Raw genomic sequence first — 21360 nt, 5'->3', positions numbered from 1 at the left:
GTGGACGACCACGCCAAGGGCGAAGATCGAGCGGCCGACGTCCCGCAATTACCGGACGGTGAGACGAGTGCGGAGACCATCGAATCCTACGAGACAGTCGACGGAATCGTATTCTACGACGGCGAAAATCCGCTGGCCTGGCTTCAGTCCACGGCCGTCGAATCGCTCGCGGAGAACCGCTGAGGGCGAAACCCCTTTTTTGTCTGGCGCGTTCCTGCCGAACGTGACCGCGCCAGAGGTCGAACCGGACAGCGAGCAACTGGTCGAAGCCGACGTGCCGCCCAGGTTACGACGTGAGTTCCTCCTCCAGGCGGGCCTGCTGAACGTCGGCGTGCTGGCCGCTAGCGGTGGGGCAATCACGCTCGCGTTCACGGCTCGACACCGACTCGGAGTGGTGCTCCTCTCCGCTGGGCTGCTCGCGATCGGGTTCACCTGGTGGCGCTACCGCCGCGAGATTACGGACTGACTTAATCGTCGGCTTCTGGCAACACGAACCCGTCAGTCTCGACCGTCGACCGGTTGGTCGTCGGATCTTTCTCGACCCGGACGAGGTCATCAGCGGCCCCGATGAGTTCCTCGTCGTGGCTGACGACGATGATCTGCTCGACGCCCAGATCCCGCATCGACTCCACGAGGGCCACGAGCTGGGAGACGTGGCCGGAATCGAGGAACACCGTCGGCTCGTCCAGTATCAGCGGTGGCATCGGCGCGGCTCCGTCGATACCCTCGACGAGCAGGCGGTAGATCGCTGCACGGAGGCTGAGGTTGAAAAGCGCCCGCTCGCCACCGGAGAGCTGGTCGGGCGAGAGCGGCGACCCGTCCTTCTGGTAGACTGTCAGCTCGTAGTCACCGTCCAGTTCGATCCGGGCGTAGGAATCGTTGCGATAGACCAGATCGAAGGTCTCGTTCAGCAGGGCTTCGAGCCGGGAGACGTTTCGCTGACGGAGGTCGGTCCGGAGCCGAGCGTACATCGATTCCAGCTCGGACAGTTCCGCGTGCAACGAGTCGAGGGCCTCGACGGTCTCCGTGACGGCCGCCCGCTGGTCTTCGAGTGCCTGGAGCTCCTCTAATTCGTTCTGGACCGCGCCGAGTTCACTCCGGTGCTCGTCGTGCTGCTCGCGTTTTTCGGCGAGTTCGGTCTCGACCTGTTCGAGGTAGTCCGTGGCGTCTTCTCGGTTTTGCCGGGCCTGTTCGACCCGTTCGTCGTCGATCTGCTCGTCGAGGGTCCGTTTGCGCTCCCGTAGTTCGGTAAGCGTTTCCCGGCGCTCGTCGTTTCGGTCGTCGATCGACTCGCGGGTCTCCTGGGCCCGTTCGATTTCTTCTCGAAGTGACTCGACTGCTTCGACCGTCTCCAGGAGCGACTCAAGGGCCTCGATGTGATCCGCGTACTCGCTTCGTTCCTGGTTGTGCTCGCCGATCTTCTCGCGAGTCTCCGCCGCCCGTTTCTGCGCCTTTTCGGCCGTCTTTTCTGCTTTTGCCGCCTCGTCTTCGAGGTCAGTGGCTTCCGACTGCAGTTCGTCCCGCCGAGTCCGGGTTTCGGCGAGTGAGTCTCGCTTTTCGGCGAGTCGTTCACCGTGGGATTCGACCGTCGAAATCAGTCCCTCGATTTCGCGTTCGTGCTCCCGGAGGGCCTCGGCCGCGTCCAGCTCGTCTTCGAGTTCCCTGCGGCGCTCGCGCTCCGATTCGAGGGCCGCTTCCAGGCGTTCCTGTTCCTCGCGGTCGGCCTCCAGGGACTCGACTTCGGGTGCCCCGTCGACGGGTTGTCCACATTCCGGGCACTTCCCCGCTTCGAGCAGCGCTTCGGCCTCCTCGATTCGGGACTGGACGGTCGCGAGTTCTTCGCGACGCTCCGTCTCCGTCTCCCGGGCCGCTTCCAGGGCCTCCCGACGCTCCTCGATGGCAGCGGCCCCCTCGCCGTACTCGATGGAGGCCGCGGTAAACGCCGAGAGATGGGTTTCGATCTCCGCGGCGGCCTCCTCGATTGCCTCCCGTTCGGCCTCGATCTCGGCTTCGAGCTGTGATTGCTTCGTTTCGAGCTCCGAGGCACGCTCCCGGCGATCGGTGGCTCGGGACTGCAGTGTTTTCGCGCGCTCGGTTGCGGTCTCGGCCTCGTGTTCGGCCCCCTGCACGGCCTCGCGGAGGTCCATGATCGCCTCGGTGAGCCGCTCTTTTTCCTCGCGAGCCGCTTCGATTGCCGCTTCGATCGCGTCCGGATCGGTCGAGTCGAGATCTAGCTCCGTGGCTCTCGTCTCGATAGTGTCGGTCCGGGTCTCGATCTCCTGCCGCCGGTCCGTGATGGTCTCTGCTAACTCCTGGCGTCGGCGCTCGTCCTCGGCGATTCGCTCCTGCAGTGTCTCAATGCGCTCCGTGATAGTCGCGAGCTCCTCCCGGCGCTGTTCGTGGGTTTCGAGGGTCGATTCTGCTTCCGAAAGGGTCTCGCGGGCCGACTCCCGCCCCGATTCGAGTTGCTCGATCTCGGATTCGAGGTCCCCGATCGCCGACTCCAGCGCGTTCGCCCGCTCGTAAAGGGTCGACTCGTCTTTCTCCGCGATCTGTTCCTCGAGGGAGTCGAGTCGTCCCGAACGCCGTTCTTTGAGATTTTCGACGCCCAATCGAGCCTCGGCCGCACGCTCGCGATAGGTCTCCAGTCGGCCGAGCTGAAGGAGGCGGTCGATCATCCGCTTGCGATCGCCAGGGCTCGCCTCGATGAGCTTGTTGATCTCTCCCTGCCTGACGAACGCGGAGTTCACGAAGGCCGAGGCGTCCATTCGCAGCATCGATCGAACGCGATCCTCCACGTCCCCGACCCCGTCAAGCGTCGAATTTGGTCCTTCGAGCGTACAGTCGGCAGTCACGGCCCGCTCGCCCGTGGCCCTGATCCGCCGGTGAAGGTGGTAGGACTCACCCTCGTGGGTGAACCAGAGGTCGACTGTCGTCTCCTCCGCACCGATAGTGACGATTTCGTCCAGCGTTCGGTCGATCGCCGTCGCGCCGTAAAGCGCGAAGAAACACGCTTCCAGCAGCGATGACTTCCCGCTCCCGTTGACACCATGAACGACTGTCACGCCGGTATCGAGCCGGAAATCGGCGTCTTCGAAGCACTTGAAGTTCTGCAGCGAGAGTCGGTCGAATCTCACAGGAACTCCTCCATGGTGGCGTTCTTGGTCGCACGTCCATCGCCCGATCCCGACTCGTCGGTGTCTGCCGAGGATGGCTCCTCGGTCGAGTCAGCTGGTTCATCCCCGACCGGTTCGAAGGCCGTTGGATCGTCTAATCGGTCGGTCACCGTCTCGATCACGCGATCACGCAAATTACTCTGGGCGAGGTCCTCGCTGCGGACCAATCCCTCGATGTCGTGGGCCACGTCGGAGAGTCCCATCTCACGCACGCGCTCTGTGACGGCCTCGTCGGGATCGGCAAAGGAGACCGTCGTTTCGGCCTCCGTGTCCAGTTCCCGACGGTCGTTCACGCGGGTGATTAGCGCCCCGGCTTCGTCACCGACGGCCTCAATCTCGGCTGGCGGGATCGTCTCGCCCTCACCCTGGATGGTGACGATGACCACGGCGTCCTCGATTCGGGCCGCTCGGACGCGTTCTTTCACGATCGAGGCCCGCTCCGACGAAGCGAGTTCCACGTCGATGAAGACGAATTCGCGGGTGTCCAGGGTCCGTCGGGTGATCGAGACTCCGTCGTCGAACGTGACGATGTTGTACCCCCGGGGGTCACGTTCCGAGGCGCTGGCCCGTTCGGTCGAACCACAGTAGGCCGCCCACGCGCCCGCGACACGTTTTTGATCCGGGACGTGATCGTCCCCCAGAAGCGCGGCATCGAACTCCAGGTTCGCCTCGGTGAGGATCGTTTCGAGGTCCCAGTCACCGTGTGGGAACGGTTTGAATCGGCCGTGGGAGACGAGGGCGGCGTGTGGCACCGACCGGGGCTCGAACTCGTAATCGAGGGCGTCCCGTCTGGCACCTGGCACGTAGTCGAGGCCGTAGAAGGCAGTATCACCGATCACCGTTCCCTCGGCGTCGAGGTGAGTCGCGAGGCCGAGTTGCTCGAAGAGGTCGATCCACTGGCCGTCCCGGGCGTCCTCGTGGTTGCCGACGACGGCGAGAAACGGTATCTCCGCGGCTCGAAGGGTCTCCAGAACCGAGATCGTCTCCCGGAGGTCGATTAGGCCCGGCCGGCGGTCGTTGAAGAGATCCCCTGCGTGAACGACCGCATCGACCTCAGCCTCGATCGCGTCTTCGATCACCTGTCGAAAGGCCGCGAGAAAGTCGGCTCGTCGCTCCGGGAGGTGGTACTGCCGATATCCGAGGTGGGTGTCTCCCGTGTGTATGACCCGAGTCATCGAATTGGTGTCCCCTTGTGACCCATCACGTTTAGTTTCGATGGGCGCACCCGAAGCCTGACGAGAGGCGCAGACGGTGCCCTGACCCGAACCCTCTTATGAGGGAGTACCTTATCGATCTGTAATGACCGAAACCGTGGACGACGTCGATCTCCCCTACGACGAGGAGGCCTCCCAGCAGGAGAAACTCGACGTTCTCCAGGAGCGACTCGAAGTCCTCGAAGCCCAGAACGAGGAGATGCGGGACAAACTCCTGGACGCGAACGCCGAGAACAACAAGTACCAGCAGAAACTCGAACGGCTCTCCCACGAGAACAAGAAGCTCAAGCAGTCGCCACTTTTCGTGGCGACCGTCCAGGAACTGACAGATGACGGCGTCGTCATCAAGCAACACGGCAACAACCAGGAAGCACTCACCGAGGTCACCGACGAGATGCGCTCCGAACTGGAGGCGGGCGCTCGGGTCGCAGTGAACAACTCCCTCTCGATCGTGAAGCGCCTGGACGACGAGGCCGACGTGCGGGCCAAGGTGATGCAGGTCGAGAAGAGCCCGGACGTGGGCTACGAGGACATCGGCGGCCTCACCGAGGAACTCAACGAAGTCCGGGAGACCGTCGAACTGCCGCTCAAGAATCCGGATCTGTTCGACACGGTCGGTATCGAGCCCCCCAGTGGCGTGTTGCTCCACGGGCCGCCCGGCACGGGGAAGACCCTGATGGCCAAGGCGGTGGCCAACCAGACCGACGCGACCTTCATCAAGATGGCCGGGTCGGAACTGGTCCACAAGTTCATCGGGGAAGGGGCGAAACTCGTCCGGGACCTCTTCCAGGTCGCCCGCGAGCACGAACCTGCCGTGGTGTTCATCGACGAGATCGACGCGATCGCCTCCAAGCGCACGGATTCGAAGACCTCCGGAGACGCCGAGGTTCAGCGGACGATGATGCAACTGCTCTCGGAGATGGACGGCTTCGAGGACCGCGGGGACGTCCGGATCATCGCGGCGACGAACCGCTTTGACATGCTCGACCGGGCCATCCTGCGCCCCGGCCGGTTCGACCGCCTGATCGAGGTGCCCCTGCCCGACGAGGAGGGCCGGGAGAAGATCTTCCGGATCCACACCCGGAACATGTCCGTCACCGATGACATCGACTTCGAGGCACTCGCCCGGGACACCGAGGGCATGTCCGGCGCTGACATCCGGGCGATCTGCACGGAGGCCGGGATGTTCGCGATCCGCGACGATCGGGAGACGATCACGCTCCAGGACTTCCAGGAAGCCCGGGAGAAGTTAGAGGCCGACAGCGAGGACGACGAAGTCTCGAAGACCTTCGCCTGATCGGGCGGCGCTTTGAGTCGCTAACGGGCTTGATTTCTGCGGCTGGTTCGATTGCAATCGGGTTTACAATACCAGCATGACGGCGTACGGGATGAGAAAGAGGACGACGAGGATCAGTGCGAGTATCGCGACGTAGCCTGCGCCCATCCCGATCATCGAGACCCACGACTCGTGTTTGAACTGGTCGGCTGAGAGTTCCATACAGGCCGTTGTCAGCCCGCGGTCTTAATTGGTACTGTTTTTCGCCTGAAGGATGTCACCGATACGCCGCGGTTCACCACTGAGATCCGGGTCCGGCTCCACGAGTTTGAGGACCTCGTGGTCGGTCACGTCCCTGAAGTCCGTCCCGGTCGCCTCCTCGATGAGGGCCCGCTCCATGCGGAACTCGGTGGCCTGATAGACGACGTCCACGCCGTCTTTGTCGAAGGATAGAACGGTCATGCCCCGGGCTTGGCCGGAGGTGGCCTTAAGCAGTCCGGGTCGGGGTCCCTCGGGGCCTTTAAGCCCGTGGCAATACACCGAACAGGTGTGTTCGCGACCGATCCGATCGACCGGCTCACGATTCCCGACGGCACCGAGGTGCAGGAACACGACCTGGTCACCGACGGGGACGTCCTCGTCGGCGGGGGCAGCACGGTCGAGTTCGGGCTGCGTGGCCAGAGTCTGGTGGCCGGCGAACGGGTCAGCTTCGACGGCGACATCGAGATGGAGGGGGACTGCCGGCTGGACATGTGGTGTGACGTGGACGGCAACGTGCTGGTCGGCGAGGACGCCTACCTGGGCGAACGGGTCTCGGTCACCGGCCGCCTGGTTGTCGGCGGAGATTTGGACATCGGCGACGACGTCGACATCGAGGAGGGTTTCGAGGCCAACGGCTGGATCGTGATCCGCAACCCCATGCCGACGGTCGTCTTCTTCATGGTCTATCTCACCCATTTGCTCCGGATCGGTGACACCGAGGAGGCCCAGTCGCTCCTCGAAGAGCTGAGTGCCGATCCCGACGCCGATCCGGTTCGAATTCCCCACAACGCGACGGTGAGCGACGACGTCTGGCGCGTGTCGACCCCGGCGACGGTGGGCGATGACTGTCGAATTCACGGGAACATTCGTGCCGAAGACCTCACGGTCGGAATGAACAACGACGTCTTCGGCAGTCTCCGGGCTCGTGGCGACATCGTCGTCGGGGAGGGAACCACCGTCCACGGCGATGTAACGACCCGAAACGGTGACATCACGATCGAACCGGAAGCGACGGTCCTGGGGGACGTCTCGGGAACCGACGTGCACCTCCATCGGGAGGCGGACGTGGACGGCACCATCCGGGCCCGCGGGGCCATGCAACTGGACGGCGAGACCGAACGCGAGCCCGAGTAACACCGACGGACCGAAAGGTAGTTTCTGCTGGTGACAGTAGGGCCCCTATGCTCTCGCTGGCCCTTGCCGGGAAGCCAAACGCCGGCAAGTCCACCTTCTACACGGCCGCCACCATGGCCGAGGTCGACGTGGCGAACTATCCCTTTACCACGATCGACGCGAATCGAGGGATCTCACACGTCCGGACCCGCTGTCCCTGTCTCGATCTGGACGACCGCTGTGGCAACGACACCTGTCACGACGGCAAACGCTACGTGCCGGTCGAACTGCTGGACGTGGCTGGCCTGGTCCCGGGTGCTCACGAGGGGCGTGGACTGGGCAATCAGTTCCTCGACGAATTGACCGACGCCGACGCCATTCTGAACGTCGTCGACGCCTCCGGCGGGACGAACGCCGAGGGCGAACCGGTCGAAGTGGGAAGCCACGACCCGCTCGAAGACGTGGATTTCATCGAGCGCGAGATGGACCTCTGGCTGGCCTCGATCGTCGATCGAAACTGGGAGTCGATCCAGCGCCAATCGCGATCGCCGGGCTTTGACATCGACGAAGCCCTGACCGAGATGCTCACTGGTTTTGGCGCGACGACCGCTGACGTGGCTGCGAGCCTCCGCGAACTGGAGTACCCCGAAGACCCGGTCAAGTGGGAAGACGAACAGCGTGAAACCCTGGCCCGGGAGATCCGGGCCCGCACAAAGCCGATCGTCGTCGTCGCGAACAAAATCGACGTGGCCCCGCCGGAGAACGTGGAGGCACTCTTGAATCTCGATCGGCCCGTCGTTCCCGCGACCGCCGAGGGCGAGGTGGCCCTCCGTCGCGGCGTCGAACAGGGCGTCATCGACTACGACCCGGGCGACGAGGACTTCGAGGTCCGGTCCGAACTTCCCGAGGGAACCCAATCGACCCTGGATGCGCTTACCGAGACGATGACCGAATGGGACGGAACCGGCGTCCAGGCGGCCCTGAACACGGCCGTCTATGACTTGCTCGACCACCGGACCGTCTATCCGGTCCAGGACCAGACGCACTGGACCGACGCCAAAGGGAACGTGTTGCCAGACGCCTTCCTCTTGCCCTCGGGCTCGACGCCGACGGACCTCGCGTACGCGGTTCACTCGGACATCGGCGATGGATATCTGCATGCCATCGACGCGCGGTCGAATCGCGAAATCGGGGACGAGTACGTGCTCGAAGAGGGCGACGTAATCAAGATCGTCAGTACGGCGAACTGACGAGGACCCGACAGCTTGGCCCGGGTTTTATCGTACCGGCCCAAAAATCGCAGCCTGAATGGGACTGTTTGGTGTTCCCTCCCGTCACAATCTCCTCGGCCCGATCGGTCTGCTCGTCACCGGCTGGCTGCTCTGGCTGTTTATCGGCGCATGGGCAATTACTCCCTCCAGCGTGCTCCCCCTGGTGATGGACGCGTTCGCTATCAAAGAGACCGCTGCGTCCTGGGTCATCACGGCCCCGCAGATTGCAGCGCTTCTCGCCGGCCTGCCGGTCGGGATGCTTCTGGACCGATTCAACCGGGGTCGCAGTGTGCTCCTCTCGGTGCTCCTCTTGCTCGTCGTCGGGCTGGTCAACACCGTGTTTGCAGCCCGGGGGCAGTATTTCGCACTCCTCGGATCACGTGTACTGGGTGGATTCGGCCTGGTCACGATCTGGATCGCCCAGACGGCGATGATTACCCAGGCCTTTCCCGCCCATCGGGAAGCGACGGCGGTCGGCCTGTTCGTCACGGGCTATCCAGCCGGCTACGCCTTCGGGCAGTTCACCGGACCGCTGATCGCCAGTGTACTCGACTGGACGGCCACGTTCGGTGTCTATGCCGTCGTTGGCTTTGCCTTCGGCCTCGCGTTCTGGCTGATCGATCGCGGGATCGATACTACAGCCGCCGGAACCGATTCGCCGACGCGGTCTGACCTCCGGCGGGCAGTCACGAACCGGGGTGTGTGGGGTGTCGGTCTCCTCTCGATGCTCTCCTACATGATCTATATGATCTTCAACAGCTGGATGCCGACCTACCTGGCGAGTAGTTTCGAGATCAGTCTGGCCCGAAGTGGGCTCTACACCGCCCTCTTTCCCGCTATCGGCATTCTGGCCAGACCGGGCGGTGGCTATCTCTCGGAACGGGTTTTCGGCGGTCGCTCGCGCCCGGTGATCGGGATTTCCTTGTTCGGGGCTGGTATCGTCGCCGCGATAATGGGCGTGAGTTCTACGCTTACCCTCATGGTCGCTGGCCTGGTCGCCGCCGGGTTCATCGTCCAACTCCAGTTCGGATTGCTCTACACGCTGGTCCAGCGCTATGTGCCCCGAAAAGTCGGCGGAACAGCGGTCTCAGTGGTTAGTGCCGTCGGTTGGCTAGGTACTTTCGTCGGCCCGCCGATCGTCGGTGCCGTCATCGAAGGCACTGGCACCTACATCGCGGTATTTGGGGCCACCGTCGCGCTCTCCGTCGGTGGCTTGCTCACGGTAGTCGCGCTGAGCGAACCGGCAGTCCGATGATCAGGCGACTGTGTCTGTTGCGGCGGCCATGATCTCCAGAGCCTCCTCGATCGTCTCCAGATCGGTCGCATAGGAGATCCGTGCATAGCCCGCTCCCTGCTCGCCGAAGGCTTCGCCGGGAACCACGACGACCCCGCGGTCGAGAACCTCCTCCACCCAGCCATCCGGTACTTTTGGCATGGCATAAAAGGCCCCGCGCGGTTCGGGCACGGAGAGTCCCATCGATTCCAGCCCGTCGAGTAACACGTCTCGTCGCTCTCGGAACGCCGCGACCATTTCCTCGACTGGCTCCTGTGGGCCGGTAAGGGCGGCTTCGGCGGCGTACTGCGCCGGTGCGCTCGCACAGGCCTGAATATACTGGTGGACCCGGAGCATGCGCTCGATCCGGCGTTCGCTCGCCACAACCCAGCCGAGCCGCCAGCCAGTCATGGAGTAGGTCTTCGAGGCGGCGTTGATCAGAATCACGTTGTCCGACTCGGCGAACTCCATCGGCGAGCGGTGTTCACCCTCGAAAAGCACCTGCTCGTAGACCTCATCGGAGATGACCAGGACGTCGTGTTCGTCCGCGATGCGGGCGAACTCCCGCATGTCCTCCGGGGGACTCACGGCGCCGGTCGGGTTGGCCGGGCTGTTGATTATCACGGCGGCGGTATCCGGGGTGATCCGTTCCTCGACGGCTGCCGGCGAGAGCGTGAGATCATCTCGCAGCGGCACTGGAACCGGGTTCCCGCCCGCGAGTTTCGTGAGTGCGGAGTAGGAGACAAATCCCGGGTCCGGATGGAGAACCGACTCGCCCGCGTCGACGTGGGCCTCGAGTGCCAGATGCAGCGCTTCGCTCCCCCCTGCAGTCGCGATGATCTGCTCGCGACCGAGTTCGAGGTCGTTGTCACGGGCGTGTTTCTCGCGGATCGCGTCCCGCAGGGACTCGGTGCCGTAGTTCGAGGTGTAGGCGTCGGCCGCCCCCGACTCGATCGCCGCGGTCGCGGCCTCGCGTGCATGCTCGGGGGTTGGAAAGTCCGGCTGTCCGAGCCCGAGATTGATCGCGTCACCGCCCGCTGCCTCGAAGACTTCCCGGATGCCGCTGATCGACACCGACTCGACCCGGCCTGAGAACTCGACCATGTGTACTCCCGCGATCAGTCGCCTGTTAAGTGTACGGATCTCCGCTACTGGTACATCCGGAGGGGCTGCGCCTGGGTGCTCTCCTCCTCGCTGGCCTGTTGCATCCGTTTCGCCAGGGTCTCTTTCTGTTCCCGGATGTCTTCGGCCCGTTCGACGAGATCCTCGGTCGGGACTGACACGTCCGCGATCGGTTCGATTCCGCGAGTGATGAGCGTCTGGGCAGCGGCTGGATCGGGGAACTGCGGGTCGCTCTCGACGATCAGTCCACAGGCGTCCACGTCCGTGTGGCTGGTTCGGTTCATCAAGGCCCCGGTCGGGCCGCCGATGGCGCCCCGTTCGTCCGGCGGGTCGATGTCGTGGGCCGTGAGGTGGGTCTCGGCCTCGCCAGACGCCACACCGAACAGGGACGGTTGGACCGTCGGATCGGTCTCCTCCTGGGGCAGCCCACTGAGAAAGAGTGGCAGCGCGTCAACCTCGACGACCCAGTCCACGAGGATCTCGGCAAATCCGGGCGCGGCCTGCCGAGAGACCGGAATGTCACTCTGCAACGCGAGGAGATCGCGTTCCTCGTCTGCGTAGAGCCGGACTGGCGAGGTCACCTCGTGGTTCCCGTCCCCGTAAATGGCGATTTTCGGCAGTCCGTCACAGTCGACATAGCCCACTTCGTCCATGTCCAATTCCTCGATCAAATGGTCGGTCGCGATCTTTCCAACCAGTCCCACTCCTGGTAATCCCTCGATCAGCGTCGGTCGATCGAGGTCCAGCGCCTGGTCAAATACAACAGTTCCCATACTGGTAATTCGCTCGCCACGTGAATCAATCTTCGGCCGAGCCGAGGGGTTCGAAACGTCTTAACCCGAGCATGCCGAAACCCGGTCGAATGGAACCCCTGCAGCGCTACGAGCCACTCATACCGGACTTCGACGGCTTCCTCGACGCCCTGCACGAGCCACTCCCGACGACGGTGCGGGTGAACACCATCAGGGCGACGCCCGAACGGGTTGTTCAAGCGCTGCAGGATGAGGGAATCGAGACGACACGGCGGGCCCACGACGAGACGCTCCTCGAGGTCGACACGGACAAGCCCGGGAACACCTGGCCGTACGTCCACGGCTGGATTCACGGCCAGGAGGAAGTTTCGACGCTGCCGCCCCGTATTCTCGACCCGCAGCCGGGAGAGACCGTCTGGGCGGCGGCGGCCGCTCCCGGTGGGAAGGCCACCCAGCTCGCGGCGCTGATGAACGATCAGGGACTCGTGATCGGAAACGACGACAACCTGGGCCGACTGTCGGCGCTCAGGGCCAACGCCGACCGGTTGGGCGTCACCTCGATGGCCGTGACCAACCAGGACGCCCGGAACTACTCGTTCAATCCACTCGGCCTCGAATCGGTAGATCGAGCCCTGGTCGACGCACCTTGCACCTGTGAGGGTACCGTCAGGAAAAACCCGGATGCACTGGATGAGGCCGGCCCGGGAGCCAGTCGCGGGCTCGCGAACATCCAGCGGGACATCCTCGAACGGGCTGTGCAGGCTACCAGGCCGGGCGGCACCGTCGTCTACTCGACCTGCACGTTCGCCCCCGAGGAGAACGAGGCGGTCGTGGACGCCATTCTGGACTCGACCGACGCGGCGGCCATCGATTTCGAGAGTCCACTCCCGGCAGAACCCGGCGTGACCGCCTGGGAGGGAGCCGAGTACGACCCTGCGGTCACAAAGACAAAGCGGTATTACCCCCACCAGACGGACACCGGCGGGTTCTACGTCGCCAAACTGGCGGTGAAATCATGAGCCAGGACAACCGGAGTGACACCTTCGAACGGTTGCCCGAAACGGCCGACACGCGGGTGGTCGAGGGACGACCGACCCGGGAGGAAGTCTGTGACTACTGGGCAGACCGGTTCGGTGTTCCCAAAGCGACCTTCGACGGCTACTCGTTCTGGGAGAAGGGCGCGGGTCGGATCTGGGTGCTCAACCACGATCTTTCGGGCCCGGTCCAGATCGAGGCGCTGGGACTGCCGATCCTTCGGACCCGCCAGGAATTCTGGAAGCCGACCACGGATGCCACGCTCCGATTCGGCTCGCATGCGACGGCGAACGTGCTCGAACTCGACCGCGACGCGGCAACGCGATTTCTCGCCGGCGAGGACCTGGAGTTGGACTGGGACGGTGACTGGGGCTATCTGATCGTGACCCACCAGATCGCCGGGGAAAGCGAACCCATCGGCGTCGGCCGCTACACCTACGGCACCCTCCAGTCGATGATCCCGAAGGGACGGCGCCGCACGTTCTGACGTGAAGAAACCTATTTCCGGGGCTCGCTCGAAGCGCCACCGATGGAGCGACGGACCTTCCTGCGAGGGATTGGGGTGGCCACACTGGGAGTAACAGCGGGCTGTCTCGGTGAGGACGACTCGGAATTCATGCTCCGGGTTGTCGATCAGAAATTCGGTGCCGGCGAAGACGGGGCGCTGACGGTGTGGGTCACCGTCTCGAATCCCGGAAACGAGGCGCAGACGGGGACGGTCTACGTCCGTGGCGAATTGGAGGGAGATTCGTTCGTTCGGGTGCGTGAAGTCGAACTCGACGCCCACGAGACGACCGAGCTCACCATCGTCTTCGAGATTGCCTACGACGAGGTCGGCTCGTTCAACTTCGATTCGAGCGTGGAACCGCCGGAATCCCAGTAGCGACGGATCTTCATATTTAAACGCTCCCAGCGGCTTCACTCTCCCATGAGCGAGACCGAGGAATCCCCGGAGGAGCCCACCGTCGAGGACGGGGAGAATTCGACCGAAACGGAATCTCTTGCGGGCGAGGACCTTATCGCAGCAGTCGCATCCCACGACGAGGAACTGGCCGAGTCAGTTGGGGACCTGGTCGACCGGGTAGCCGATCTGGAAGACGAATTGGAAACAGTCGAATCGGAACTGGAGACTGCCGAGGAACGACTCGAACACACCAGAGCGGATTTCAAGAACTACAAGGAGCGCGCCAAGCGTCGCCAGGAGGAGATCAAAGAGCGGGCGACCGAAGATCTAGTCGAACGGCTGCTGGAAGTGCGAGACAACCTCGGGCGCGCACTCGACGAGGAGTCCGGCGACACCGAGTCGCTCCGTGAAGGAGTCGATCTGACCCGAAAGCAGTTCGATCGGGTGCTGGCCGAAGAGAACGTCGAACGGATCGAACCGGCGGTCGGCGCGGACGTCGACGCCCAGCGTCACGAGGTCATGATGCGAGTCGAGAGCGAGGCCCCGGCAGACACCGTGGCCTCGGTCTATCGACCCGGCTACGAGATGGCCGGGAAGATCCTCCGCCCGGCCCAGGTTACCGTCTCCGAGGGAAGCGAAGCTGAAGCAGCCGGGGACGGAGAATCGTCGGCCTAGTTGCAGTCCCTGATTTTGTGCCCACTTCGAGCTGATCTCGCCGGCGTGCTGCAACAGCGGTGAGATTGCGGTCCGCTTATAACCTGTGACCGCGCCTGTAGCCAAATCCCAAAAACCGCACGAAGGCGTCGAGGTGGATTTCCCAGCGGTCGAATCGCACTAGCAAGGCTTAAAGGTGAACGGAAGTATACACCCATCCAAGATGGCTAGTGAGAAGATTCTCGGTATCGACCTCGGGACCACGAACAGCGCGTTTGCAATCATGGAAGGTGGCGATCCGGAGATCATCGTCAACGGGGAGGGCGACCGAACGACCCCGTCGGTCGTCGCCTTCGACGACGGCGAGAAGATCGTCGGCAAGGCGGCCAAGAACCAGGCCGTTCAGAACCCGGAGAACACCGTTCAGTCGATCAAGCGCCACATGGGTGAGGACTACAGCGTGGAGCTGGAGGGCGAGGAGTACACGCCCGAGCAGGTCTCCGCGATGATCCTCCAGAAGATCAAACGCGACGCCGAGGAGTACCTCGACCAGGAAGTGAACAAGGCCGTCATCACGGTCCCGGCGTACTTCAACGACAAGCAGCGCCAGGCGACCAAGGACGCCGGCGAGATCGCCGGGCTCGAAGTGGAGCGGATCGTCAACGAGCCCACGGCCGCGAGTATGGCCTACGGGCTCGACGACGAATCCGAGCAGACGGTTCTCGTGTTCGACCTCGGTGGTGGCACCTTCGACGTTTCGATTCTGGAACTCGGTGGCGGCATCTACGAGGTCGTCGCGACCAACGGGGACAACTCCCTCGGCGGTGACGACTGGGACGAGACGATCATCGATTGGCTCGCCAACGACTTCGAGAAGGAACACGGCATCGACCTGCGCGAGGACCGCCAGGCCCTCCAGCGGCTCAAAGACGCCGCCGAAGAGGCCAAGATCGAACTGACTTCCCGCAAGGAGACCACGATCAACCTGCCGTTCATCACGGCAACAGACGACGGCCCGGTCCACCTGGAGAAAGACCTCACGCGAGCGAAGTTCGAGTCGCTCACACAGGACCTCCTCGAGCGGACCGTCGACCCGACCGAGCAGGCCCTCGAAGACGCTGGCCTCTCGAAGAGCGACGTGGACGAGGTCATTCTCGTCGGCGGATCCACCCGCATGCCGCAGGTCCAGGAGAAGGTCGAAGAACTAACCGGAAAGGAGCCCAAGAAGAACGTCAACCCGGACGAGGCCGTCGCGCTGGGCGCGGCGATTCAGGGTGGCGTGTTGGCCGGCGACGTCGAGGACATCGTCCTGCTCGACGTGACCCCCCTCTCGCTGGGTGTCGAGGTCAAAGGCGGCCTCTTCGAGCGGCTCATCGAGAAGAACACGACGATCCCGACCGAGGAGTCCAAGATCTTCACGACTGCCGCCGCCAACCAGACCTCGGTCCAGATCCGGGTCTTCCAGGGCGAGCGTGAAATCGCCGAGGAGAACGAACTGCTCGGGGAGTTCATGCTCTCGGGCATCCCGCCCGCTCCCGCGGGCACCCCGCAGATCGAGGTCACGTTCTCGATCGACTCGGACGGCATCGTCAACGTCTCCGCCGAGGACCAGGGCTCGGGCAGCAAAGAGGAGATTACCATCGAGGGCGGTGTCGGCCTCTCGGATGACGAGATCGAGGAGATGAAATCCGAGGCCGAGGCACACGCCGAAGAAGACCGCAAGCGTCGCGAGCGGATCGAAGCTCGCAACGAGGCCGAAGGGGCCGTCCAGCGGGCCGAGACCCTCCTCGAAGAGAACGAGGAGATGGTGGATGCGGACCTCGAAGAGGACATTCGCGTCGAGATCGAGACCGTCGAGGAAGTCCTCGAAGACGAGGACGCCACGACTGAGGAACTCCAGGAGGCCACCGAAGCCCTGACCGAGGCCCTTCAGGAGATCGGCAAGCAGGCCTACCAGCAGCAACAGGCCGGCGCGGCCGGTGCCGGTCCCGGGGCGGGCGCGGCTGGGGCCGGACCTGGCGCAGCCGGGGCGGGCCCGGGTGCCGCGGGGGCTGCTGACGCCACTGACGAGGAGTACGTCGACGCCGACTTCGAGGACGTCGACGAGGACGACGAGTAGCCACCCAACCCACCCTTAATTCGGTCGTGTCCCGATGCAACAAGACCAAGTACGTGACTCCGCTACCGACAGCGAGGAGATGAGTGAGGACTTCTACTCGCTGCTCGGGGTCTCCCGCGACGCGAGCGAGGACGAGATCAAACGCGCCTATCGCCAAAAGGCGGCGAAGAACCATCCCGACGTCAGCGACGACGAGAACGCCGAGGAGAAGTTCAAGAAGCTCCAGAAGGCAAAGGAGGTCCTCACCGACGAGGAGAAGCGTCGCATGTACGACCAGCTCGGCCACGACCAGTTCATGCAGGCCGACAAGCAGGGCGCCACCGACAGCGGTGGTCGTGGCGGTCGCCAGCGAGCCGGCGGGGACCCCTTTGGCGGCATGGGCGGCATGGGCGACATCTTCGATCAGTTCTTCGGCGGTGGCCGCGGTCGGTCACGCCAGAACCGTCCATCCAAGGGAAAGGATCTCCGGACGTCGGTGACGATCAGCCTCGAAGAAGCCTACGAGGGCGTCACAAAGCAAGTCACCATCAACCGTCCGGAGACCTGTGATGCCTGTGACGGTCGTGGGCATCCCCCCGACGCCGAACTACGTACCTGCCCGGAGTGCAACGGTCGTGGCCAGGTCAGACAGGTGCAGCAGACCGCGCTCGGCCGGGTCCAGCAGGCTCGCACGTGTCCGCGCTGTGACGGACAGGGCGAGATCCCTGATGAGGTCTGTTCTGAATGTGGCGGGGACGGCACCGTCCGCAACCGCGCGACGCTCTCGGTTGACGTCCCGGCCGGTATCAAAAGCGGCCAGACACTGCGGATGAACGGCGAAGGTGCACCCGGTGATCGCGGGGCGCCGAATGGCGATCTCCTGATCGAGGTCGGCGTCGAGGACCACCCTGACTTCGAACGGGACGGTGATGACCTCCACATGGAACAGCCGATCTCGTTCCCCCAGGCGGTCTTCGGCGACACCATCCAGATCGAGACCCTGGGCGGTCGCGTGGAGGTCGACGTGCCAAAGGGGACCCAGAGCGGCGAGACCCTGCGGCTTCGAGACGAGGGAATGCCCCACCTTCGGGGCCGTGGCCACGGCGACCTGTACGTTCACCTTCAGATCGTCACGCCCGAGGACCTGACCGAAGAGCAGAAAACGGCACTCAAGCAGTTCGCTGAGGCCGGCGGGGAGTCCGTCGAAGTCGGGGACGGCTTTCTGGACCGACTTCGCAACTCCCTGTGAGCGGCCCACAAACCATTTTGCCCGTGCAGGCCATGTGTAAACCATGCACATCCGGGACGCGAAAAACCACGAGGAAGTCTGGCTCCTCGATCAGTTGGCTGCGTTTAACTTCGAGGACCCGGCTTTTCGCTCCCGTGATTATGTCATCGCCATCGACGAACGAACTGGCGAGAAGACCGGATTCGGGCGGCTTCGCGTTCATCGAACCGCGGACGGAGAGCGGTGTGAACTCACCTGTATCGGAGTCCGTAAAGCGTGGCGGGGCCAGGGTATCGGTGCCCATATCGTCGAGCGACTGATCGAGATGGCCCGGGATCAGGGCTTCGAATCGGTGTACGCGCTCACCCCGGCCCCCGAATACCTCTTTCAATTCGGCTTCGAAACAGTCGATAACACACTCCCGCCCATACTCGAAGAACGGCTCGAATCGATGCGTACGCGCCATCCCGATGCCGCCGCGACACACATCGTCGTCGAGGAATTTTCGGTGCCCCCACGACTCAAACGCCGGTTCGAAGACGGGAACGAGGATGATGGGGTCGATGAGCGACCCGAAGATTTCGGGGTCGACCCCGAGACGGCGACCTACAAGTACGACGTCGACCGTACATAGCGGTGACGTGTGCTGGTTTCACCCGGGCCGGTCCCGCGAGTTTTTTAGGAGGGGGCCGTGGATTGAAAGACAACCATGCCCACTGAGTCCTTCGACGTTGTCGTCGTCGGTGGGGGAACGGCCGGTACCTTCGCCGCGGCGACGGTCGCGGATGCGGGCCTCGATGTCGTTCTCCTGGAGCGCAAGCCGGAGTCGGAAGCCGGACATATCGCTTGCGGTGACGCCATCAAGGGCAAATCTACCTTCCCTGATGTCATCGACCGGGACTATCTCAAGGAGGAGGCCTTCACGAACGAGAACATCCAGTACGCTCGGTTCGAGAACCCACAGACCGAGGAGGTCCTGGAAATCCCATTCGACGAGGCCGGTGCAGTCGTCGACCGGCGACGCTATGGTGAGGTCCTCCTCGAAGAGGTCGACCGACTGGGGGTCGATATGCGGTATGACACTGTCGTCCAGGACGTGCGACAGGACGGCGAGCAGGTCATCGGGGTCACGGCGACGAAAAACAGCACGACAACGGAGTACGACGCCAGCGTTGTAATCGACGCCGCAGGTGCGATGTCGATTCTTCAGGACCAGGCTGACTTTTCCGAGACGACCTTCGATACCAAGGTAAACTACCAGCAGTTTTGCTCGGCCTACCGGGAGATCATCGAGGTCGAGGAGCCTGTCGAGTACGAGGACTCGATCGTCTTCATGCCGACCGAGGAGTTGGGCTATCTCTGGTACTTCCCGCGCACGGAGACCACGATCAACGCCGGGCTGGGCTTCCAGATGAACAAACCGCCCATGCAACTCGTCGACGTTCTCAAAGAAGACCTTTCGAACCGCTCGGAGTTCGAGAACGCAACAGTCATCGACAAGCTGGGGGCCGCCCTGCCCACCCGCCGCCCCTACGACTCCGCGGTCGCGCCGGGCTACGCGGCGGTCGGTGACGCTGCGGCCCACGTCAATCCCGCAACTGGTGGTGGCATTCCCGGCGCGGCCAAGGCCGGTCACTGGGCCGCCGAGGCAGCCATCGAGGCGATCGAGGACGGCGACGTGAGCGAATCGGCCCTCTGGGAATACAACCAGCGGGTGATGACGGACTTCGGCAAGCGCTTTGCCGCGATCGACCTCTACAACATCTGGGCCGGAACGTACTCCGTGGAGGAACTGACAAGTATCGTTACGGCACTCCCCGGGCAGGCGCTCATCGACGCGCTGGGGACCGGCGCGGCCGGTATGTCTCTCGGGCTCAAACTGGAGACGCTCGGTCGCACCTTCGGCCACTGGCGAACGCTTTACAGCCTCTATCAAGTGCATCAGGAGGCCCAATCCCTCAAGGAGGTCTACGAGGACTATCCAGATTCGCCCGCGGACTTCGATCGCTGGCAGTCCCGACGCGACGAGATCTACGATCGGGTCTATGACATAACGGGCGCTGATCCGAAATACTGAGTTCGGTTCGGCGGCCACAATTTCTTTCCCCGTCGCCGCCGTTTCGTTCACCGATGACAGCACCAGCGACGGTGAACGGAATGCCCCGACTCGGCATCGGTACCTGGGAGAACACCGACCCTGATGAGTGTACCAACGCCGTCAAGACGGCTCTGGAAATGGGCTATCGACACGTCGATACCGCCCAGATCTACGGGAACGAGGCGGAAGTCGGGCGCGGCATCGCGCAGGCAGACGTGGACCGGGAGTCGATCTTCCTGGCAACGAAGGTCTGGATCGACAGCCTCGAACCCGAGGCCGTCCGCACGACCACCGAGGAGAGTCTCGAAAAACTCGGGGTCGATTACGTCGACCTGCTCTATGTCCACTGGCCGGCGGACACTTACGACCCAAAAGAAACCCTCCCGGCGTTCCAGCAACTGGTTGAGGACGGACTCACCGAACGCATTGGTGTGAGCAACTTCGAGCCCGAGCATCTGGAGACCGCGAGTTCGGTCCTGGGGGCGGATCCCTTCGCCAACCAGGTCGAGATGCACCCGCTGCTCCCGCAGGCCGAACTTCGCGAGGCGGTCGCGGAGATGGACACCGAGATCGTGGCCTACTCACCGCTTGCCAGGGGCGCAGTATTTGACGTCCCGGAAATCACCGCGGTGGCGGACAAACACGACGTGAGCGAGGCCCAGGTCAGCCTGGCCTGGCTCCGCGAGAAGGGAGTCACCGCAATTCCCAAAGCCACCTCGGAAGATCACATCGCTGACAACTGGGCGAGTCGTACACTCGAACTCGACGCGGACGACATCGAGAAAATCGACGGCATCGACCGAACCGACCGCCAGGTCGATCCGGACTTTGCGCCCTGGTAAGCACACTCGGTTCCTGCGTTCCGTCGACCGTTACATGTAACCCAGATCGCGGAGCCGTTCCATGAGGTCCTCCTTGTCCTGGGCCCGGCCGGCACGCTCGGTCGTGCCTTCGAGGTCCTGGAGCCAGGCCGGTTCCTGATCGGACTTCTTGGTGCTCACCTGACTGCCGAGCGAGCGGAAGCCTTCGAAGTACTTCGGCGAGACCGGGATGTCTTCCTGGGTGACCCCGTCGGGCAGGTCATCGAAGCCTTGGGGGACGTAGCCGTCCTCGGGATATGCAGCCACGGTCTCCGGGACCACGTAATACCAGAAGGCCTCCCAGACGTCTCCTTCGTCGAACTGCAGGATCGGTTGGATGCGATCGTGCGGGGGGTAGATGTCAGGGTTATGGCGGGGACTGAAGAAGGTCTCGTCGGCCCGAGCCTCCTGTTCGTCCCAGCGGACGCCCGAGATGACACCGTCGATGTCGTACTCCTCGAGGGCGTCGTTGAGTGCGACCGTCTTGAGGAGGTGGTTGCCGACGTAGGTATCAAGCAGGAACGGGAACGTGTCCTCCTCGTATTCCAGGATCTCCCGGACGTGGTGTTGGTTGTGCTCGGAGAGCTCCGAAATCGAAATGTCGTCGCCGGGTTCCAGGTCCTGTTCGGTCACGAGGTCTCCGATGTCCTCGTTTCGTGCGTAGATGACCTCGACGTCCCAGACGCCCGCCCAATGTTCGACGAAGTCGATGAGATCATCGAAGTGCTGGAAGTGATCGATGAACACCGCCGGGGGCATGTCGTAGCCAAGTTCCCGGGCGACTTCTCGCACCAGATAGAGGGTCAGCGTGGAGTCCTTCCCGCCGGTCCACATGATCGCCGGGTTCTCGTACTCCGAGAGCGCCTGTTTGACGACCTCGATCCCCTTCTGGATCTTCGCCTCGACGTCGGGATAGGAGTCTGCATCCTCGCCCTCGCCATCGGTGTAATCCACGTCGACGTAGTCGGGAAATCCGTCGCGCATTGCCGGTTATTTGGCAGCCTCCAGTGATAAAAGAACGGATT

Annotated in this window: 22 protein-coding genes; 15 read left to right on the top strand and 7 right to left on the bottom strand. The window is 63.4% G+C overall.

All coding sequences use genetic code 11. From position 1 onward, the window contains the following. Both HSR6_RS05050 and HSR6_RS05045 read left to right on the top strand, forming a co-directional pair. Entirely contained in the window at positions 1–183 is a 183-nt protein-coding gene (locus HSR6_RS05050) for a DUF7331 family protein (RefSeq protein WP_070365924.1), read from the top strand. Between the two features lie 40 nt (positions 184–223). Beyond that, positions 224–466, top strand: a complete 243-nt coding sequence (locus HSR6_RS05045; protein WP_070364881.1) for a DUF7322 domain-containing protein — start codon at positions 224–226, stop codon at positions 464–466. A gap of 1 nt (position 467) precedes the next feature. On the opposite strand, the gene rad50 is transcribed toward HSR6_RS05045, so the two are convergent. Both rad50 and mre11 read right to left on the bottom strand, forming a co-directional pair. Beyond that, positions 468–3137, bottom strand: coding sequence for a DNA double-strand break repair ATPase Rad50 (rad50, locus tag HSR6_RS05040; protein ID WP_071933020.1), 2670 nt, complete (start codon positions 3135–3137; stop codon positions 468–470). Then, positions 3134–4351 carry a DNA double-strand break repair protein Mre11 gene (mre11, locus tag HSR6_RS05035; RefSeq protein ID WP_071933019.1) on the bottom strand — a complete coding sequence of 406 codons (1218 nt, stop codon included), beginning with the start codon at positions 4349–4351 and terminating at the stop codon, positions 3134–3136. Before mre11 ends, rad50 begins: the two co-directional genes overlap by 4 nt. Positions 4352–4475: 124 nt before the next feature. Between mre11 and pan1 the strand changes: the two genes are divergently transcribed. Continuing rightward, positions 4476–5687, top strand: coding sequence for a proteasome-activating nucleotidase Pan1 (gene pan1 / locus HSR6_RS05030; protein ID WP_071933018.1), 1212 nt, complete (start codon positions 4476–4478; stop codon positions 5685–5687). A gap of 63 nt (positions 5688–5750) precedes the next feature. Here the strand turns inward: pan1 and HSR6_RS10990 are convergent, their stop codons facing one another. Beyond that, the gene (locus tag HSR6_RS10990) at positions 5751–5888 is read right to left on the bottom strand and encodes a hypothetical protein (protein WP_158514138.1); all 138 of its coding nucleotides are present in this window, start codon (positions 5886–5888) and stop codon (positions 5751–5753) included. Between the two features lie 24 nt (positions 5889–5912). Further along, entirely contained in the window at positions 5913–6128 is a 216-nt protein-coding gene (locus tag HSR6_RS05025; RefSeq protein ID WP_070364877.1) for a DUF5800 family protein, read from the bottom strand. Between the two features lie 87 nt (positions 6129–6215). On the opposite strand from HSR6_RS05025, the gene HSR6_RS05020 reads away from it, so the two are divergent. Genes HSR6_RS05020 through HSR6_RS05010 form a run of 3 tightly spaced genes read left to right on the top strand, consistent with a single transcriptional unit; the run spans position 6216 to position 9566 of the window. Then, positions 6216–7061: a polymer-forming cytoskeletal protein gene (locus tag HSR6_RS05020; protein ID WP_071933017.1), complete on the top strand. Its 846-nt coding sequence runs from the start codon at positions 6216–6218 to the stop codon at positions 7059–7061. Positions 7062–7108: 47 nt separating this feature from the next. Continuing rightward, positions 7109–8290 (top strand): redox-regulated ATPase YchF, encoded by a 1182-nt coding sequence (locus HSR6_RS05015; RefSeq protein ID WP_071933016.1) that lies wholly within the window; start codon positions 7109–7111, stop codon positions 8288–8290. Positions 8291–8348: 58 nt separating this feature from the next. Further along, positions 8349–9566, top strand: a complete 1218-nt coding sequence (locus HSR6_RS05010) for an MFS transporter (RefSeq protein WP_071933015.1) — start codon at positions 8349–8351, stop codon at positions 9564–9566. Here the strand turns inward: HSR6_RS05010 and HSR6_RS05005 are convergent, their stop codons facing one another. Further along, on the bottom strand, positions 9567–10688 hold the full coding sequence (locus HSR6_RS05005; protein ID WP_071933014.1) for a pyridoxal phosphate-dependent aminotransferase: 1122 nt from the start codon (positions 10686–10688) through the stop codon (positions 9567–9569). Between the two features lie 44 nt (positions 10689–10732). Then, the gene (locus HSR6_RS05000; RefSeq protein ID WP_071933013.1) at positions 10733–11479 is read right to left on the bottom strand and encodes a proteasome assembly chaperone family protein; all 747 of its coding nucleotides are present in this window, start codon (positions 11477–11479) and stop codon (positions 10733–10735) included. Between the two features lie 89 nt (positions 11480–11568). Between HSR6_RS05000 and HSR6_RS04995 the strand changes: the two genes are divergently transcribed. From HSR6_RS04995 to HSR6_RS04955, 9 genes are all read left to right on the top strand, one after another. Beyond that, positions 11569–12477, top strand: coding sequence for an RsmB/NOP family class I SAM-dependent RNA methyltransferase (locus HSR6_RS04995; protein ID WP_071933012.1), 909 nt, complete (start codon positions 11569–11571; stop codon positions 12475–12477). Then, positions 12474–12980 carry a DUF7122 family protein gene (locus HSR6_RS04990; RefSeq protein ID WP_071933011.1) on the top strand — a complete coding sequence of 169 codons (507 nt, stop codon included), beginning with the start codon at positions 12474–12476 and terminating at the stop codon, positions 12978–12980. Before HSR6_RS04995 ends, HSR6_RS04990 begins: the two co-directional genes overlap by 4 nt. A gap of 42 nt (positions 12981–13022) precedes the next feature. Continuing rightward, positions 13023–13376, top strand: coding sequence for a hypothetical protein (locus HSR6_RS04985; RefSeq protein WP_071933010.1), 354 nt, complete (start codon positions 13023–13025; stop codon positions 13374–13376). A gap of 45 nt (positions 13377–13421) precedes the next feature. Beyond that, on the top strand, positions 13422–14072 hold the full coding sequence (locus HSR6_RS04980; RefSeq protein WP_071933009.1) for a nucleotide exchange factor GrpE: 651 nt from the start codon (positions 13422–13424) through the stop codon (positions 14070–14072). A gap of 202 nt (positions 14073–14274) precedes the next feature. Further along, positions 14275–16170 (top strand): molecular chaperone DnaK, encoded by a 1896-nt coding sequence (gene dnaK / locus HSR6_RS04975; protein WP_071933008.1) that lies wholly within the window; start codon positions 14275–14277, stop codon positions 16168–16170. 79 nt (positions 16171–16249) lie between these two features. After that, positions 16250–17398 carry a molecular chaperone DnaJ gene (gene dnaJ / locus HSR6_RS04970; RefSeq protein ID WP_070365923.1) on the top strand — a complete coding sequence of 383 codons (1149 nt, stop codon included), beginning with the start codon at positions 16250–16252 and terminating at the stop codon, positions 17396–17398. Between the two features lie 43 nt (positions 17399–17441). Next, positions 17442–18011, top strand: a complete 570-nt coding sequence (locus HSR6_RS04965; protein WP_070364866.1) for a GNAT family N-acetyltransferase — start codon at positions 17442–17444, stop codon at positions 18009–18011. Between the two features lie 75 nt (positions 18012–18086). Next, positions 18087–19454: a geranylgeranyl reductase family protein gene (locus HSR6_RS04960; RefSeq protein WP_070364865.1), complete on the top strand. Its 1368-nt coding sequence runs from the start codon at positions 18087–18089 to the stop codon at positions 19452–19454. A gap of 80 nt (positions 19455–19534) precedes the next feature. Then, entirely contained in the window at positions 19535–20317 is a 783-nt protein-coding gene (locus tag HSR6_RS04955) for an aldo/keto reductase (RefSeq protein WP_071933634.1), read from the top strand. A 30-nt stretch (positions 20318–20347) separates the two neighbouring features. On the opposite strand, the gene HSR6_RS04950 is transcribed toward HSR6_RS04955, so the two are convergent. Continuing rightward, positions 20348–21319, bottom strand: coding sequence for a phosphoadenosine phosphosulfate reductase family protein (locus HSR6_RS04950; RefSeq protein ID WP_071933007.1), 972 nt, complete (start codon positions 21317–21319; stop codon positions 20348–20350). Positions 21320–21360: the final 41 nt, after the last annotated feature.

This window comes from Halodesulfurarchaeum formicicum (assembly GCF_001886955.1).
Lineage (GTDB): Archaea > Halobacteriota > Halobacteria > Halobacteriales > Halobacteriaceae > Halodesulfurarchaeum > Halodesulfurarchaeum formicicum.
The sequence above is the reverse complement of the archived record's forward strand: the minus strand, read 5'-3'. Positions and strand labels throughout refer to the sequence as shown.